Here is a 16,333-nt window from a genome sequence, read left to right as displayed (position 1 = left end):
TACAACTTTCCACAACTTGCCCAGACCCTCTGGCGCGCTCCCGACCTGCGGTCATTCAATGGTCAGCACCATGGCTCTGCTGCCCGCGTTCCTCCGGACCGCCCGGATGACCCGTCAGGCATCCCGCCTCGCCGCCGCCCCGCCACCGGCCGACGACGAGGCGGTCCTCGACGCGCCCGACGACCGCCTCTCCCCCGCGCTGGTCGCGGCCGGACGCGGCGAGTACGACGCCGCCGCCGCGCTGCTGGCGGCCACCCGCCGGGCGGCAGCCTGGGAGGACCGCGACCGGTACGTGCGCCGCCTGGCCGCCTTCGCCCGGTCCCGCCCCGAGTGGTTCGAGGACTGGCGCGCGGCCGCCCCGGACGACCCCGACGTCCTGCTGGTGGGGACCCAGCTGGCGGTGGACCGCGTCTGGCCCTCGCCGGCCCGGGCCGAGCTGCTGCGCGAGGTGAGCCCCCTGATCACGGCCGCCGCCCGCGCCGACGACCGGGACCCGGTGCCCTGGCGCATCGCGCTGGACCACGCGCGCGGCTCCCGGGCCGGCCACCGGTACTTCGAGGAGCTGTGGGAGGCGGCGGTCCGGCGCGCCCCGCACCACTACGGCTGCCATGTGGCCGCCCTGCGCTATCTGGCCGCCTTCTGCTGCACCGTGTGGGGGGACACTCCCCACACCCCCCACGGCTCCCACCACGAGTGCTTCGACTTCGCCGAGCTGGCCGCGCTCGACGCCCCGGCCGACTCGCTGGTCCAGGCGCTGCCGGCCCGGGCGGCCCTCGGCTATCTGACGGCGGACCGCGGCCCCGAGGTCCCGCGCGAGCGGCTGGACGCGGCGGCCGACCGTGCCGTGGCGCTCTCCGGCCGGTTCCCGGCGGCCGACCCGTGGCCCGCCGAGGTCCGCAACAAGCTGCTCTACGTCCTCGTGGGGCTGGAGCGCTGGGACGACGCCCGCGCCCAACTGCACCTGATCGGCCCCTACGCCACCTCCTACCCCTGGAACCGGGTGTCCGACGACCCGCTCGGCCACTTCATGCGACTGCGCGTGCACCTCCTGACCGGTGCTCCGCACACCGCCCCGGCCGGGTTCCTGCCGACGTCGCCGAGGCCCTCGGGCGAGCACCGCGGACACGTCACCGCCCCCGACCATTAGGCTGGGGCGCCGTGACCACCGTCCGTCTGCCCCTCTTCCCGCTGAACTCGGTGCTGTTCCCGGGACTCGTCCTCCCCTTGAACGTCTTCGAGGAGCGCTATCGCGCCATGATGCGCGAACTTCTGAAGACCCCCGAGGACGAACCGCGCCGGTTCGCCGTCGTCGCGATCCGCGACGGCCACGAGGTGGCGCCGAGCGCCCCGGGCATGCCGGACCCGACCGCGCTGCCCGAGCGGGGCCCGGGCGCGGGCTTCGGGCCCGACCCGCACAAGGCCTTCCACGGGGTGGGCTGTGTGGCGGACGCGGCGACGATCCGGGAGCGCGACAACGGCACGTTCGAGGTGCTGGCGACCGGGACGACTCGGGTACGTCTGCTGTCCGTGGACGCGTCGGGGCCGTTCCTGACGGCGGAGCTGGAGGAGCTGGCGGAGGAGCCCGGCGACGAGGCGGGCGCGCTCGCCGAGGGCGTCCTGCGGTACTTCCGCCAGTACCAGAAGCGGCTGGCGGGCGCCCGTGAGCGCTCCCTGTCCACGAGTGGCGAGCTGCCGGACGACCCCAGCGTGGTGTCCTACCTGGTGGCCGCGGCCATGGTCCTGGACACGCCGACGAAGCAGCGGCTCCTCCAGGCGCCGGACACCGCCTCCCGCCTGCGGGACGAGCTGAAACTGCTTCGCGCGGAGACGTCGATCATCCGTAGCCTGCCGTCGTTGCCCGCGTTCGAGCTGACGCGGACGCCGACCAGTCTCAACTGAGCGAACGAGGCCGACACTCCCGATGGCGAAGAAGTCCAAGAAGCAGCAGTCCGGCGGCACACCCGCGACCGTGGCCCTCACGGCGGCGGGCGTGGCCTTCACGGTGCACTCCTACGACCACGACCCCGCCCACCCCTCCTACGGCGAGGAGGCGGCGGAGGCCATGGGCGTCTCCCCCGACCGCGTCTTCAAGACCCTGGTCGCCGACGTCGACGGCACCCTCACGGTGGCCGTGGTCCCCGTCTCCGGCACCCTCGACCTCAAAGCCCTGGCCTCGGCGGTGGGCGGCAAGCGGGCCACCATGGCCGACCCCACCCTCGCCGAACGCACCACCGGCTACGTCCGAGGCGGCATCTCCCCCCTGGGCCAGCGCAAAAAGCTCCCCACGGTCCTGGACGACTCGTCCACCGACCACCCCACGATCTGCATCTCGGCAGGCCGCAGGGGCCTGGAAGTCGAACTCTCCCCAACCGACCTGGCGAACCTGACGAACGCGGTCCTGGCCCCGATCGGCCGAGGCTGACCCCACCCTGAGCCGAGGCTGACCCCAGCCTGAGCCGAGACCCAACCCAGCCTGACGCCGAGACGGAACCCGCCCCAAGGCCGAGACTCAACCCACCCCAAGGCCGAGACCGAACGCAGCCCGGAACCGAGACTCCACCCACGCGACGCCGAGCCCGAACCCACCCGGGACCGAGACTCCGCCCGGCCTGACGCCGAAACGGCCCCCCACGGACCGAAACCGAATCCACGCCGAAACCGAGACTCAACCCACCCGAGACCGAACCCGAACCCACCCGGGACCGAGCCCGAACCCGCCCCGAGACCGAGACTCGACCCCGCCCTGAGACGGCATCCATCCAGCCGACCGAGACGGGTGGGCGGGTGGGCAAGTGGGGTCCAGGGGCGGAGCCCCTGGCGGGGTCTGGGGCAGCGCCCCAGCTACGGCAACTCCCGCCTACGTCAGCTCGGGATCCCGAGGTCCGAACAGCGCGGTCAACCCCAGGTGCACCAACAGCGCGGCGAACGGCCACGCCAACAACGCCCCCTTCGCCCCCAACTTCAGCGGCGCCGAGAAGGTGACCCCCTTCCCCACCGCCCTCGCGTGAGCGATCACGTCGGCGTCGGGCCCGAGCCACACCCCCAGCCGCCACGCCAGCACCGACCCGAGCAGCCCGCCGACCCCGAGCGCCACCACCGACGGCACGCCGCCACGCCGCCGCAGCAGAAAGACGACCAGCGCGCTGACCACTCCGAAGGCCAGCCCCAGCAGCGTGAACGTCCCGTCCACCCCGGCCGCCTGCTCCCCCTCGGAGTCCTTGAGGTACACGACCCAGCTGCGCCCGACCTCGTCCCCCACCAGCGGCACGTGCGGCGCCAGCCACCACCACAGCAGCCCCAACAGCACCCCGCCCAGCGCCACGGCCACCGTGATCACGGCGGCTTCCCGCACTTCGGTCTTCATTCCGGGGCCGTCCTGTTCGTACATGCCCGCGACCGGCGCCCCGGCGGGCGGTCCCTGCCAGATCTGGTGCGCGGAGTCGTCGTGCGGCGGCGGAGGCGGAGTCAGCGGTGCGGTCACCCTGACATCGTGCCAGGTCGCGTCGCGCGCCGCGTCACCGGACGGCGGCCCTGCGGTAGGCCCGGGTGGCCACGGCCAGCGAGATCACCCCGACACCCGCGCACACCCCCAGGTCAGCGAGGACGGCCGCCCAGTCCGGATGCGCCCCGAACGTCCGCGCGTACGCCTCCACGCCGTAGGTCGACGGCAGCAGATCCCGCGCCAGCCGGACGATCTCCGGCATCCGGTCGGCCGGCAGCACACCGAGCAGCAGCGCCGCCGACATGCCCAGCTGCCCGAGCAGGGTGGCCAGTTCGGGCCGCGGCGCGAGCAGCCCGCAGGCGGCGCCGAGCCCGGAGAGCGCGGCGCCGGCGAGCGGGATCACGGCCGCCAGGATCCACAGGTTGGACAGCGGCAGCCCGAACAGCACGCATCCGAAGACCGCGGTGACCAGAGTCCCGGGCACGGTGAAGGAGGCGTACGCCGCCGCCGCGCCGAGCACCACCGCCGCCGGCGGCACCGGCAGCGTGGCGTAGTGGTCGAGCCCGCCGCTGGCCCGCAGCTGCCCGAAGTACTGCGACAGCAGGTTCAAGGCCACGTACGCGACGACCAGCACCGACGACCCCGCCACCACGGACCGCGCCTCACCACTGCTGTCCACGACGCCCCGCATCATCACGGCGATGCCGACGGACTGGAAGGTGGCCACGAACAGCAGCGGGATGCGCGCCACCCGGGCCCGGGACAGCTGGGCGCGGTAGACGGCCGCCAGCGACGGCCACAGCCGCGCGGGCGGCCCCAGCTCGGCGGCGGCCCGGGCCGTCTCCGGCACCGTCCGGCCGCCGCTCGGCAGAACCTCCGCGGGTACGACACTCACGACGAGCTGCTCCTCTTCCCGACGGCCCCGACGGCCCCAACGGCCCCGCTCACGCCTTCACCAGCCCCTGCCGTGCCGCGCCGCCCAGCGCCAGGTACACGTCCTCCAGGCTGGGCGTGGCGAGCGTGAAGTCGTCCAGGGCGGCGAAGGCGGCCCCGCCGGTCACGGTGGCGACGGCGGCCCGGGCCTCCTCGGGCGCGAGCCGCAGGGTCCAGCGCCGGCCGGACTCCAGGGCCCGCTCGCGCAGCACGGCGATCTCGGGCACCTCCAGCGGCGCCCGCTCCCGCCACACCAGTTCCACCCGCACCTCGCCGGAGACCTGTTCCTTGAGCCCGGCGGGGGTGTCGCAGGCGATGACCCGGCCCTGGTCCAGGACGGCGACCCGGTCGAGGACGGTCTCGGCCTCGATGACGTTGTGGGTGACCAGCAGCACGGTCGTACCGCGCTCGGCCCGCCGCCGGTCCACGGCGGCCCAGACGGCGCGCCGGGCCACCGGGTCCATGCCGGTGGTCGGCTCGTCCAGCACGAGCAGCGGCCGTTCCCCGACGAGCGCGGCGGCGAGGCAGGCGAGCCGCCGCTGTCCGCCGGACAGCTTCTTCAGCGCCCGCGCGGCGATCGGCGTGAGCCCGAGCTCGTCGAGTACGGCGTCCCGCTCGGCCCGTGCCCGCCGTGCGTCCAGGCCCCGCAGCCGTCCGGTGGTCTCGACGGCGAGGGAGACGGTCAGCTCGTCCAGGGCGGTGGAGTCCTGCCCCAGGTAGGCGAGGATCCGCGCGGCCCGCTCGGGGTGCCGGACGATGTCGTGCCCGAGGATCTCCACGGTCCCGCTGTCCGGCCGCAGCAGGCCGGTGAGCTGGCGTACGAGGGTCGACTTGCCGGCGCCGTTCGGCCCGAGCAGCCCGAAGACCTCCCCGCGCCGCACCTCCAGCCCCACCCCGTCGGTGGCCCGCACCTCGGGGGCCCCCGGTGCCCCGCGCCGCTCCTTCACGGCCGGATAGGTCTTCCTGAGCCCGCGCACGCGTACGACCTCGTCGTACCGAAGTGCCTGTCCCGCGCGCGTACTCACAAGGGACGAGACTACGGGGTCCGTCCCCTTCACTCGCCTTTGGGGCCTCTTCTCACCGCTCCACGCCCCCGCCCTACTCCCCCGCGGATACGTTCTCCGCGGCCGCCGGCACGTCGATCTCCCGCCAGAACCCCGCCCGGATGGCGTAACGGTCGTGCTCGTCGATCTGGTCGTCCTTGTGGGCGAGCAGCCCGAAGCGCGCGGCGTACCGCAGCAGCTCGCCGTCGATGCGGTGCGGGACGCGCGGGTACATCGCGGACAGCCGCTGCAGATGGCTCTGGTCGCCGAGCCGGGACATCCAGCGGCGGGCGAAGACCTGCCCCACCTCGTACGGGTCGCCGCCGACGGTGGTGATGTCCTCCTCCCGGTCGGCCCACCGCTGCTCGGCGGTGGTGAGCTGGGCCAGTGTCGGCATGGAGGCGACCTCGGGCGGCTCGGGGACCGCGCCCGGGCGGTCCACCCAGCCCTTGTCGGAGGACCATCTGAGGGTCGCGGTCGCCGGATGCTGCACGGCTGGTGCGCCCGGTCCGCGCAGCGCCGCGAGGTCCTTGGGGGTGGGTACGCCCTTGGACGCGGGCACCCGCTCCTGGTCGCCCTCCGCCGCGGTGGCCGGCGGATGCGCGCCCTCCTCGGCGGTCCGCTCGGCGGCTCCCGCGAGCGCGGAGTCGGGCAGTGGCGCGGAGAGGATCGCGGCGATCTCGGGGCGGGGCGCGGGCGGCGGCGCACAGACACCGGTCAGTTCCTTGGCCCGGACGGCCTGGGTGATCCAGGCCCGGTCCAGCACGCGCCGCTCGTCGGCCTCGGCGACCAGGTCCTCGGACTGGTTGTAGTCGCCGTCGGCGGCCTGGACGGCCCACAGGTGGACGGCGACGCCGTGTTCCTTGGCGGCCATCATGCCGGGCAGCAGGTCGCCGTCGCCGGTGACCAGGACGACGTCGGAGCAGGCGCGGTTGCGGGCCAGCTCGGTCAGCTCGGCGTGCATGGCGGCGTCCACGCCCTTCTGCGCCCAGCGTCCGTCGCTGCGGGTGAGGGCGCCGAGCCGGACGGTGACCCGGGGCATCACGCGCAGCCGGCGATGCTCCGGCTGGGGGACCCGGTCGGGGGCGCCGTCGAACCAGTAGATGCGCAGCAGGGGGCGCTCGGTGTCCGACTCCGCGCGTTCGCGCAGGGCCTGGATCAGCGCGGCGTGGTCGACGGTGATCCGGGACCGCGAGGGCTCTCCCGCGAGGAGGCTGGCGGCGGCTCCCAGCAGATACCCGGCGTCCACCAGGACGATGCAGCGGTCCACGCGACTCACCCTCTTCCCGGGAGGTTTTGCTTCGGACTTCCTTCGAGTCTGCCCGACGGCGCGGGGGTTAACGGCCCGAACTCGATCTTCGGCGTGGCGTTTGCGGGTCCGGCTCGCCCACGCACCCTGTCACACACGGTAATTATCCGACATGCGACTGATGTCAGCGTATGTGAATCTGGTCCCGGCCCTGGCCCCTAGATCCCCCACAGGAGGCAGATCCCCATGGCCAAGAACAAGAAGCAGGATCGTAAGCAGCCGCAGTCCGAGCGCGGTCAGCAGCAGGCCCAGCACACCTCGCCCGCGTCGCAGGCCGAGCAGCACATGTCCCCGGCGACGCCCGCGGACATGTCGCGCAAGGGCAAGCAGAAGAGCTTCGGCCACAACTAAAGGGCAGTTGAAGCCCAGGCACACGGAAGGGGCGCACCCGCCTGGGGTGCGCCCCTTCCCGCTTCATCCGCTCAGCCCGCCAGGCAGGAGGGGCCGAGCAGCACCTTCAGGTCGCCGAAGAGGGCCGGGTCGGGCTTGACCCGGTGCCGGTCCAGGCGCAGCACGGTGGTCTTGCGCGGGCCCTGGAGCTTGATGCGGACCTCGCTGTCGCCCTTGTGGTGGCTGAGGATCTCGCCGAGGCGGCTGACCATGGGCGGGGTGACCTTCACGGCGGGGATGGTGAGGATCACCGGCGCGTTGGTGCCCGCGTTGGACAGGTCCGGGACCATCAGCTCCATGGCGACGAGCCGGGGCACGTCCTCGCGCTTGTCGAGGCGGCCCTTGACGAACACGACCGCGTCCTCGACCAGTTGGGTCGAGATCAGCTGGTAGGTCGCCGGGAAGAACATGCACTCGATGGAGCCCGCGAGGTCCTCGACGGTGGCGATCGCCCAGGCGTTGCCCTGCTTGGTCATCTTGCGCTGCAGGCCCGAGATGATGCCGCCGATGGTGACGACCGCGCCGTCCGCGTGCTCGCCGCCGGTGAGCTGGGCGATGCCCGCGTCCGCCTTGTCGGAGAGCACGTGCTCCAGGCCGAAGAGCGGGTGGTCGGAGACGTACAGACCGAGCATCTCCCGCTCCTGGGCGAGCAGATAGGTCTTGTCCCACTCGTCGTCGGTGAACTGCACGTCGAGTCCGAAGCCGGGCTCGCTGCTGGTCTCCTCGCCCATGCCGCCGAAGAGGTCGAACTGGCCCTCGGCCTCCTTGCGCTTGACCGCGACCACGTTGTCGATCATCGGCTCGTACTGCGCCATGAGCCCCTTGCGGGTGTGCCCCATGGTGTCGAAGGCGCCGGCCTTGATCAGCGATTCCGTGGTGCGCTTGTTGCAGACCACCGCCTCGACCTTGTCGAGGTAGTCGGGGAAGGAGGCGTACTTCCCCTTGGCCTTGCGGCACTTGATGATCGACTCGACGACGTTGGTGCCGACGTTGCGGACGGCGGAGAGGCCGAAGAGGATCACGTCGTCGCCCTGGGCGGCGAAGTTGGCCTCGGACTCGTTGACGTTCGGCGGGAGCACCCGGATGCCCATGCGGCGGCACTCGTTGAGGTACACGGCCGACTTGTCCTTGTCGTCCTTGACGGACGTGAGGAGCGCGGCCATGTACTCGGCGGGATGGTTCGCCTTGAGGTACGCGGTCCAGTACGACACCAGGCCGTACGCGGCGGAGTGCGCCTTGTTGAAGGCGTAGCCGGCGAAGGGGACCAGCACGTCCCACAGGGCCTGGATGGCCTCGTCGCTGTAGCCGTTCTTGCGGGCGCCGGCCTGGAAGATGGTGAAGTTCTTCGCCAGCTCCTCGGGCTTCTTCTTGCCCATCACGCGGCGGAGGATGTCGGCCTCGCCGAGCGAGTAGCCCGCGATGATCTGGGCGGCCTTCTGCACCTGCTCCTGGTAGACGATCAGGCCGTAGGTGACGTCCAGGACCTCCTTGAGCGGCTCCTCCAGCTCGGGGTGGATGGGCGTGATCTCCTGCTGCCCGTTCTTGCGCAGCGCGTAGTTCGTGTGGGAGTTCATGCCCATCGGACCCGGGCGGTACAGGGCCGACACGGCGGAGATGTCTTCGAAGTTGTCGGGCTTCATCAGGCGCAGCAGCGAGCGCATGGGGCCGCCGTCGAACTGGAAGACGCCGAGGGTGTCGCCGCGCTGGAGCAGCTCGAAGGTCTTCGGATCGTCGAGCGGGAGGGCCAGGAGGTCGATGTCGATCCCCTTGTTGGCCTTCACCATCTTGACGGCGTCGTCCATGATCGTGAGGTTGCGCAGGCCCAGGAAGTCCATCTTCAGCAGGCCGAGCGACTCGCAGCTCGGGTAGTCCCACTGCGTGATGGTCACGCCGTCGGTGTGCCTCACCCAGACCGGGACGTGCTCGGTGATGGTCTCGCTGGACATGATCACGCCGGCGGCGTGCACGCCCATCTGCCGGACCAGGCCCTCCACGCCGCGCGCGGTGTCGATGACCTTCTTCACGTCCGGCTCGTTCTCGTACATCCCGCGGACCTCGCCGGCCTCGCTGTAGCGCGGGTGGCTGGGGTCGGTGATGCCGGACAGCGGGATGCCCTTGCCGAGGACGTCGGCGGGCATGGCCTTGGTGATGCGGTCGCCCATCGCATACGGGTAGCCCAGCACGCGCGCGGAGTCCTTGATCGCGTTCTTGGCCTTGATGGTGCCGTAGGTGCCGATCATGGCGACCTTGTCGGCGCCGTACTTCTCGGTCACGTAGCGGATCACCTCGACGCGCCGGCGCTCGTCGAAGTCGATGTCGACATCGGGCATCGAGATGCGCTCGGGGTTGAGGAACCGCTCGAAGATCAGGCCGTGCGGGATCGGGTCGAGGTCGGTGATGCCCATGGCGTAGGCGACGATCGAACCGGCCGCGGAGCCTCGGCCGGGGCCGACCGCGATGCCCTGCTTCTTGGCCCACATGATGAAGTCGGCGACCACGAGGAAGTAGCCGGGGAAGCCCATCGAGATGATGGTGTCCATCTCGTACTCGGCCTGCTTCTGGCGGTCCTCGGGGATGCCGCCCGGGAAGCGGCGCTCCATGCCGCGGCGGACCTCCTCCTTGAACCACGTGACCTCGGTGTAGCCCTCGGGGATGTCGAACTTGGGCATGAGGTCGCGCTTCTGGAACATGCCGGTGGTGTCGACCATCTCGGCGACGAGGAGCGTGTTGGCGCAGCCCTCCTGCCAGGCGTCCGAGGAGTCGATGGCGTACATCTCGTCCGTGGACTTCAGGTAGTAGCCGGTGCCGTCGAACTTGAAGCGGTCGGGGTCGGAGAGGTTCTTGCCGGTCTGGATGCAGAGCAGGGCGTCGTGGGCGCCCGCCTCGTGCGCGTAGGTGTAGTGCGAGTCGTTGGTGACCAGCGGGGGGATGCCGAGCTTCTTGCCGATCTCCAGGAGGCCGTCGCGGACCCGGTGCTCGATGTCGATGCCGTGGTCCATCAGCTCCAGGAAGTAGCGGTCCTTGCCGAAGATGTCCTGGTAGTCGGCGGCCGCCTTGAGGGCCTCGTCGAAGTGGCCGAGGCGCAGCCGGGTCTGCACCTCGCCGGAGGGGCAGCCGGTGGAGGCGACGATGCCCTCGGACCACTGGGAGATGGTCTCCTTGTCCATCCGGGGCCACTTCTGCAGCCAGCCCTCGGCGTACGCGTCCGAGGACAGCCGGAAGAGGTTGTGCAGGCCGGTGCTGTTCACGGCCCACATCGTCTTGTGGGTGTAACCACCCGAGCCGGAGACGTCGTCCCGCTTCTGGTGCGGCTGGCCCCACTGGATCTTGCGCTTGTTGCGCCGGGACTCCGGGGCGACATAGGCCTCGATCCCGATGATCGGGGTGATTCCGGCCTTTTGCGCGGAGTGGAAGAAGTCGTACGCCCCGTGGAGGTTGCCGTGGTCGGACATGGCGATGTGTGTCATGCCCATCTCGTTGCAGGCATTGAACATGTCCTTGAGCCGCGCGGCACCGTCCAGCAGCGAGTACTGGGTGTGGACGTGCAGGTGCGTGAAGGGCGGCTTTGACACGGTGAGGCCTCCAGGGGAAACACTCGGCGACGGGCGGCGGACAGTTCTGGGGTCAGCGTCGAAGTCTATGCCTCGGGACTGACACCGGACGGGCACTCCCGCGTACCTTCGTGCGTTGGAGACGGCAGAAACGCTGTCGTACATGTCATGCACCAGGAGGCACCCCGCGATGTCGGTACCCCAGCTCAGCGACGAGCAGCGCGGCGAGGAGATCCTCGCCGTCTTCGACACCGCCTTCGGCCGGCTCCTGGCCGCCGACCCGGCCGCGTTCCGGGTGAAGTTCCGGAAGATGGCGGCGTCGGCCTTCGCGTTCTACCGGGGCACGGCGTGCCTCTTCTACCACGACCTCGACGCCGAGAAGCGCGGCGGCCCGTTCCTGGACGACCGCACCTCGCGCGTGTGGATCCACGGCGACCTGCACGCCGAGAACTTCGGCACGTACATGGACTCGAACGGCCGCCTGGTGTTCAACGTCAACGACTTCGACGAGGCCTACGTCGGCCCGTTCACCTGGGACCTCAAGCGCTTCGCGGCCTCCATCGCGCTCATCGGGTACGCGAAGGCGCTCAGTGACGAGCAGATCACCGAGCTGGTGACGATCTACGCGGCCGCCTACCGGGAGCGCGTCCACTCCCTCGCCACCGGCGCCAAGAGCGACGAGGTGCCGCCGTTCACGCTGGACACCGCGCAGGGTCCCCTGCTGGACGCGCTGCGTGACGCCCGCTCGCTGACCCGCTTCGCGCTGCTGGACTCGATGACCGAGATCCGCGACTTCGAGCGCCGCTTCACCGCGGGCGGCGGTTCCATCGAGCTGGACGCGGCCACCCGCTACAAGGTGCTGGCCGCCTTCGACGGCTACCTGGAGACGCTGCCGGACTCCTCGCTGGCCCGCCCGGACTCGTACCGGGTGAAGGACGTCGTCGGCCGCCGCGGCATCGGCATCGGCTCGGCGGGCCTGCCGTCGTACAACATCCTCCTGGAGGGCCACAGCGACGCCCTGGAGAACGATGTGGTGATCTACATCAAGCAGGCCCAGACCCCGGCCGTCTCCCGGCACATCACCGACCCGGCGATCAGCGGGTACTTCCAGCACGAGGGCCACCGCACGGTGATCTCCCAGCGCGCCCTGCAGGCGCACGCCGACCCGTGGCTGGGCTGGACCGAGCTGGACGGCACGGGCCAGCTGGTCGCCGAGGTCTCGCCGTACGCCGTCGACCTGGACTGGGGCGACATCGACGACCCGGAGGAGATCGCGGCCGTCGTCGCCGACCTGGGCCGGGCCACCGCCACCATGCACGCGGCGGCGGACGACACCTCCGGCGAGTCCCTGGTGCCGTTCTCCACCGAGCGGGCCATCGACGCGGCGCTCGCGGCCGACGAGGAGGGCTTCGCGCCCCTGCTGGTGGACTTCGCGCACTCCTACGGCGCACGCGCGCGTGCCGACCACCAGATCTTCGTGGACCTGTTCCGCAACGGCCGGATTCCGGGGCTGTAACCTTCCCGGACTCACAGGCAGTCTTTAGGGGTCCCCTACCTCGGTACGTGACAGACTCTCCTCTCGCTATGGACATATCCGGGACCCAGCTCAGAGCCGTGCGCGCGGCGCTGTTCACGGCCTTCGTCGTGACGCTCAGCACCGCGTCGCACGTGCTGCTGTCCCGGGCACCGCTGCCGATGGGGACCGTGCTCGCGGTCGCCGCCGGGGTGTTCGTCGCGGCGTACGCGCTGGCGGGCCGCGAGCGCGGCTTCGGTCGGATCGCCGCCCTGCTGATCCCGCTGGAGCTGGCCGCGGACACCGTGTTCACCACCGGCCAGCACGCCTGCTACGGCCGGGCGGGCGGCCCGGTCGCCGGCCCGCTGCGCGCGTTCGGCCTGGACCTGCTGTGCCAGGGCGGCGCCATGGGCACCCCGCTGGCCCGGGTGACCGGAGGCTCCGGCCGCGCCGACGCGCTGCTCGCGCACGCGAACCCGGCCGCCCCCTGGCTGCTGCTCGCCGCGCACGTCGGGGTGGGCCTGCTGGCCGCCGCCTGGCTGCGCCGGGGCGAGCGCGCCCTGACCCAGCTGCTGCGCGCGGTCGCCGCGACCACGTTCCGGCCGCTGCTGGTGGCCGCGGCCGCCGTCTCGGTACGGCCGGCCCCCGCCCGCCCGCTGCCGCGTCCGGCCGCCCCGCGCCGGGCCGCCGCCCGCGATCTGCTCCTCGCGCACGCCCTGGGACGGCGTGGACCGCCGTGCTCCCCCGCTCCCGCCCCCGCCCTCGCTCCGGCCTCTCGGGTGAGCTTCCCCGCCTCTCGGGTGAGCTTCGCCTGAGCCACGGCACCGGCCCCCGCCCGAGCGACGGCATCTGAGCACAAGCAGTCCCCCACACGTATCCCGCGTACGACATGTGCGCGTCCCACATGGAGATCACCAACATGAGCAAGCGGAACAGCCAGGCGGCGAAGACGGCGGCCCGGGAGCGGCTGCGCCAGGAGCGCGAGCGGCAGGCCAAGCGCGACAAGGCCAGGCGGCAGATCATCGTGGCCGCCTCGGTCGTCGGCGTGCTGGCCGCGGCCGGCGGCATCGGCTACGCCGTCGTCCAGATGAACAAGCCCAGCTACTGGGAGGGCCTGAAGGACGCCAAGGTCACCGCCCCGGCCAACACCACGGGCGACAAGGGCACCACGGTCGTCATCGGCAAGGACACCGCCAAGAAGACCCTCAAGATCTACGAGGACCCGCGCTGCCCGATCTGCGCCCAGTTCGAGCAGGGCGTCGGCTCGACCGTGAAGAAGGACATCGACGACGGCAAGTTCAAGATCCAGTTCATCGGCGGCACGTTCATCGACCGCAGCGACAACGGCGAGGGCTCCAAGAACGCGATGAGCGCCCTCGGTGCCGCGCTCAACGTCAGCCCCGAGGCGTTCCTCGACTACAAGAGCGCGCTCTACTCGGCGCAGTGGCACCCGGACGAGCAGACCGACAAGTTCAAGGACGACAGCTACCTGATCAAGATCGCCGACACCGTGCCGGCGCTGAAGAACAACACGAAGTTCCAGGACGCGGTCAAGAAGGGCACCTACGACGCCTGGGCGATGGCCATGTCGAAGACCTTCGACACCAACAAGGACGGGGTCACCGGCACCCCGAGCTTCGTCATGGACGGCAAGCAGCTCAAGACCTCCAACCCCAACCAGCCGTGGACAGAGGCCGAGTTCACCAAGGCCGTGGACGCCGCCCTCAAGGGCTGATCTCCGGCCGGTCTCCGGCCGATCTCCGGCTGATCCCGGGCTGCCTCTCCGGCTGATCCCCCCTCAGAAAACGATCATCGAATGAAGAGTGGGTGAACTTTCGAAGTTCGCCCACTCTTCCGCATACCGATCAGTAACCTGATCGGTCGTGACCAGTCGATACAGATCATCCGAGGCCTCCCAGCGCCTCAACTCCCGCACCCCGAGCCGCCGTACGGTCGTCAAGGCCGCGGCGGCCACTGCTGTCCTGGCCGGCCCCGTCGTCGCCGCTCTCCCGGCCCGCGCCGCCACGGACGCCCCCGCCTTCCTGCACGGTGTCGCCTCCGGTGACCCGCTGCCCGACGGTGTCCTGCTGTGGACCCGGGTGACCCCCACGCCCGAGGCGATACCCGGCTCCGGGCTCGGCCCGGACACCGAGGTCAGCTGGGTCGTCGCCAGGGACAAGGCGCTGACGAACGTCGTGGCCAAGGGCTCCACCACCGCGACGGCCGCCTCCGACCACACGGTGAAGGCCGACATCCGCGGCCTGGCCCCGGCCACCGACTACTGGTTCCGCTTCTCGGCCGGCGGCACCGACTCCCCGGTGGCGCGTACCCGCACCGCGCCGGCGGCGGACGCGGCGGTCTCCGGGCTGCGCTTCGGCGTGGTCTCCTGCGCCAACTGGGAGGCGGGCTACTTCTCCGCCTACCGCCACCTCGCGGCCCGCAGCGACCTGGACGCCTGGCTGCACCTCGGCGACTACATCTACGAGTACAAGTCCGGCGAGTACGCGGCCCGCGGGGCGGTCGTCCGCCCGCACGCGCCGGCCAACGAGATCCTCACCCTCGCCGACTACCGCACCCGGCACGCGAAGTACAAGACCGACCCCGACCTGCAGGCCCTGCACCTGAAGGCGCCGGTCATCGCGATCTGGGACGACCACGAGTTCGCCGACAACGCCTGGTCGGGCGGCGCGGTCAACCACACCGAGGGCGCCGAGGGCACCTGGACGGGCCGTCAGGCCGCCGCCAGGCAGGCCTACTTCGAGTGGATGCCGGTCCGCCCCGCGATCGCCGGCACCACCTACCGCCGGCTGCGCTTCGGCAAGCTCGCCGACCTGTCCCTGCTGGACCTGCGTTCCTTCCGCTCCCAGCAGGCGGTCACGGCCAGCGGCTCGGTGGACGACCCGAACCGTACGATCACCGGGCGCGCCCAACTGGACTGGCTGAAGGCCAACCTGAAGGCCTCCGACACCAAGTGGCGGCTGGTCGGCAACTCGGTGATGATCTCGCCGTTCTCCTTCGGTTCCCTCTCAGCGGACCTGTTCAAGCCACTCGCCAAGCTGCTCGGGCTGCCGCAGGAGGGCATCGCCGCCAACACCGACCAGTGGGACGGCTACACCGACGACCGCCGCGAACTGCTGGACCACCTGCGCACCAACGCCATCGGCAACACCGTCTTCCTGACCGGTGACATCCACATGGCGTGGGCCAACGACGTGCCCTACGACGCGGGCACCTACCCGCTGTCGGCGTCGGCCGCGACCGAGTTCGTCGTCACGTCGGTCACCTCCGACAACCTCGACGACATCGTGAAGGTCCCCGAGGGCACGGTCTCCGCGATCGCCTCGCCGGTCATCAGGGCCGCCAACCGGCACGTCCACTGGGTCGACACCGACCGCCACGGCTACGGCGTCCTGGACATCACCGCCGACCGCGCGCAGATGGACTACTACGTCCTGTCCGACCGCACGAACGCCAACGCGACCTCCAGCTGGGTGCGTTCGTACCGCACCCGCAGCGGCACGCAGAAAGTCGAGCGGACCTACGACCCGGTGTAGCCGCCGCTCACTCCAGGCTGTCGAGGAAGCCGAGCGCCACCCGCCAGGTGGCCTCGGCGGCCTCCTCGTCGTAGTCCGGCAGTTCGGGGTCGGTGTAGAGGTGGCCGGCACCGGGGTACCGGTACACCTCGATGTCCGCGCCGGTCCTGCCCATCTGCAGGTACCAGGCGCTCAGCCAGTCGTCCGTCTCGAACGGGTCCGGCTCCGCCACGTGCAGCTGCACCGGCAGCTCGTCCACCTGCGCGTTCGGGGCGATGTCCGACGTGCCGTGCAGAAGCAGCAGCCCGCGCGCCTTGTCGTCGCCGAGGGCCAGGGTCTGCGCGATCGACGCGCCCAGGGAGAAGCCCGCGTACACGAGCCCCCGCTCCGAGTAGGGCGCGGCCGCCAGCACGGCCCGCTTCAGCAGCTCCTCCTTGCCGAGGCTCTCCTTGAACTCCATGCCTTCCTCGACGTTGTCGAAGGTGCGCCCCTCGAAGAGATCCGGCGTCCACACCTCATGACCGGCCGCCCGCAGCCGCTCCGCGGCCGCACGCACCGCGGGCGTCAGCCCGTAGGCCGAGTGAAAAAGCACGATGTTCATGCCCCCATCGTGCCAGCA

General features: G+C 71.2%; 14 protein-coding genes. 8 read left to right on the top strand and 6 right to left on the bottom strand.

Going from position 1 to position 16,333, the window contains the following annotated elements:
* Positions 1-58 precede the first annotated feature (58 nt).
* Genes ABZ865_RS04220 through ybaK form a run of 3 tightly spaced genes read left to right on the top strand, consistent with a single transcriptional unit; the run spans position 59 to position 2,422 of the window.
* A complete protein-coding gene (locus ABZ865_RS04220; protein ID WP_361223472.1) occupies positions 59-1,147 on the top strand; it encodes a hypothetical protein in 1,089 nt (362 codons plus the stop codon).
* Between the two features lie 11 nt (positions 1,148-1,158).
* A complete protein-coding gene (locus ABZ865_RS04215; protein WP_361223469.1) occupies positions 1,159-1,899 on the top strand; it encodes an LON peptidase substrate-binding domain-containing protein in 741 nt (246 codons plus the stop codon).
* Between the two features lie 22 nt (positions 1,900-1,921).
* Complete coding sequence (ybaK, locus tag ABZ865_RS04210; RefSeq protein WP_361223466.1) at positions 1,922-2,422, top strand: Cys-tRNA(Pro) deacylase; 501 nt, start codon at positions 1,922-1,924, stop codon at positions 2,420-2,422.
* Between the two features lie 435 nt (positions 2,423-2,857).
* Here ybaK and ABZ865_RS04205 read toward each other — a convergent pair whose 3' ends face one another.
* From ABZ865_RS04205 to ABZ865_RS04190, 4 genes are all read right to left on the bottom strand, one after another.
* Positions 2,858-3,481 carry an AAA family ATPase gene (locus tag ABZ865_RS04205; RefSeq protein WP_361223463.1) on the bottom strand — a complete coding sequence of 208 codons (624 nt, stop codon included), beginning with the start codon at positions 3,479-3,481 and terminating at the stop codon, positions 2,858-2,860.
* Between the two features lie 34 nt (positions 3,482-3,515).
* The gene (locus tag ABZ865_RS04200) at positions 3,516-4,337 is read right to left on the bottom strand and encodes an ABC transporter permease (protein WP_361223460.1); all 822 of its coding nucleotides are present in this window, start codon (positions 4,335-4,337) and stop codon (positions 3,516-3,518) included.
* 49 nt (positions 4,338-4,386) lie between these two features.
* On the bottom strand, positions 4,387-5,400 hold the full coding sequence (locus tag ABZ865_RS04195; protein WP_361223457.1) for an ABC transporter ATP-binding protein: 1,014 nt from the start codon (positions 5,398-5,400) through the stop codon (positions 4,387-4,389).
* Positions 5,401-5,473: 73 nt separating this feature from the next.
* The gene (locus tag ABZ865_RS04190) at positions 5,474-6,688 is read right to left on the bottom strand and encodes an NYN domain-containing protein (RefSeq protein ID WP_361223454.1); all 1,215 of its coding nucleotides are present in this window, start codon (positions 6,686-6,688) and stop codon (positions 5,474-5,476) included.
* 225 nt (positions 6,689-6,913) lie between these two features.
* On the opposite strand from ABZ865_RS04190, the gene ABZ865_RS04185 reads away from it, so the two are divergent.
* Positions 6,914-7,078 carry a hypothetical protein gene (locus ABZ865_RS04185; protein WP_361223451.1) on the top strand — a complete coding sequence of 55 codons (165 nt, stop codon included), beginning with the start codon at positions 6,914-6,916 and terminating at the stop codon, positions 7,076-7,078.
* Between the two features lie 71 nt (positions 7,079-7,149).
* Here the strand turns inward: ABZ865_RS04185 and dnaE are convergent, their stop codons facing one another.
* Positions 7,150-10,689: a DNA polymerase III subunit alpha gene (gene dnaE, locus ABZ865_RS04180; RefSeq protein ID WP_361223448.1), complete on the bottom strand. Its 3,540-nt coding sequence runs from the start codon at positions 10,687-10,689 to the stop codon at positions 7,150-7,152.
* A gap of 169 nt (positions 10,690-10,858) precedes the next feature.
* Between dnaE and ABZ865_RS04175 the strand changes: the two genes are divergently transcribed.
* The 4 genes from ABZ865_RS04175 (at position 10,859) to ABZ865_RS04160 (ending at position 15,735) form a co-directional block, all read left to right on the top strand.
* Positions 10,859-12,184 carry a DUF2252 domain-containing protein gene (locus ABZ865_RS04175; protein WP_361223445.1) on the top strand — a complete coding sequence of 442 codons (1,326 nt, stop codon included), beginning with the start codon at positions 10,859-10,861 and terminating at the stop codon, positions 12,182-12,184.
* A 68-nt stretch (positions 12,185-12,252) separates the two neighbouring features.
* The gene (locus tag ABZ865_RS04170; protein ID WP_361223443.1) at positions 12,253-12,996 is read left to right on the top strand and encodes a hypothetical protein; all 744 of its coding nucleotides are present in this window, start codon (positions 12,253-12,255) and stop codon (positions 12,994-12,996) included.
* A 104-nt stretch (positions 12,997-13,100) separates the two neighbouring features.
* Positions 13,101-13,916, top strand: a complete 816-nt coding sequence (locus ABZ865_RS04165; RefSeq protein WP_361223440.1) for a DsbA family protein — start codon at positions 13,101-13,103, stop codon at positions 13,914-13,916.
* Between the two features lie 148 nt (positions 13,917-14,064).
* Entirely contained in the window at positions 14,065-15,735 is a 1,671-nt protein-coding gene (locus ABZ865_RS04160) for an alkaline phosphatase D family protein (protein ID WP_361223437.1), read from the top strand.
* Positions 15,736-15,742: 7 nt separating this feature from the next.
* On the opposite strand, the gene ABZ865_RS04155 is transcribed toward ABZ865_RS04160, so the two are convergent.
* A complete protein-coding gene (locus ABZ865_RS04155; RefSeq protein ID WP_361223434.1) occupies positions 15,743-16,315 on the bottom strand; it encodes a dienelactone hydrolase family protein in 573 nt (190 codons plus the stop codon).
* Between the last annotated feature and the right edge of the window lie 18 nt (positions 16,316-16,333).

The sequence above is a fragment of the Streptomyces sp. NPDC047085 genome (assembly GCF_040643735.1).
Taxonomy (GTDB): domain Bacteria; phylum Actinomycetota; class Actinomycetes; order Streptomycetales; family Streptomycetaceae; genus Streptomyces.
The sequence above is the reverse complement of the archived record's forward strand: the minus strand, read 5'-3'. Positions and strand labels throughout refer to the sequence as shown.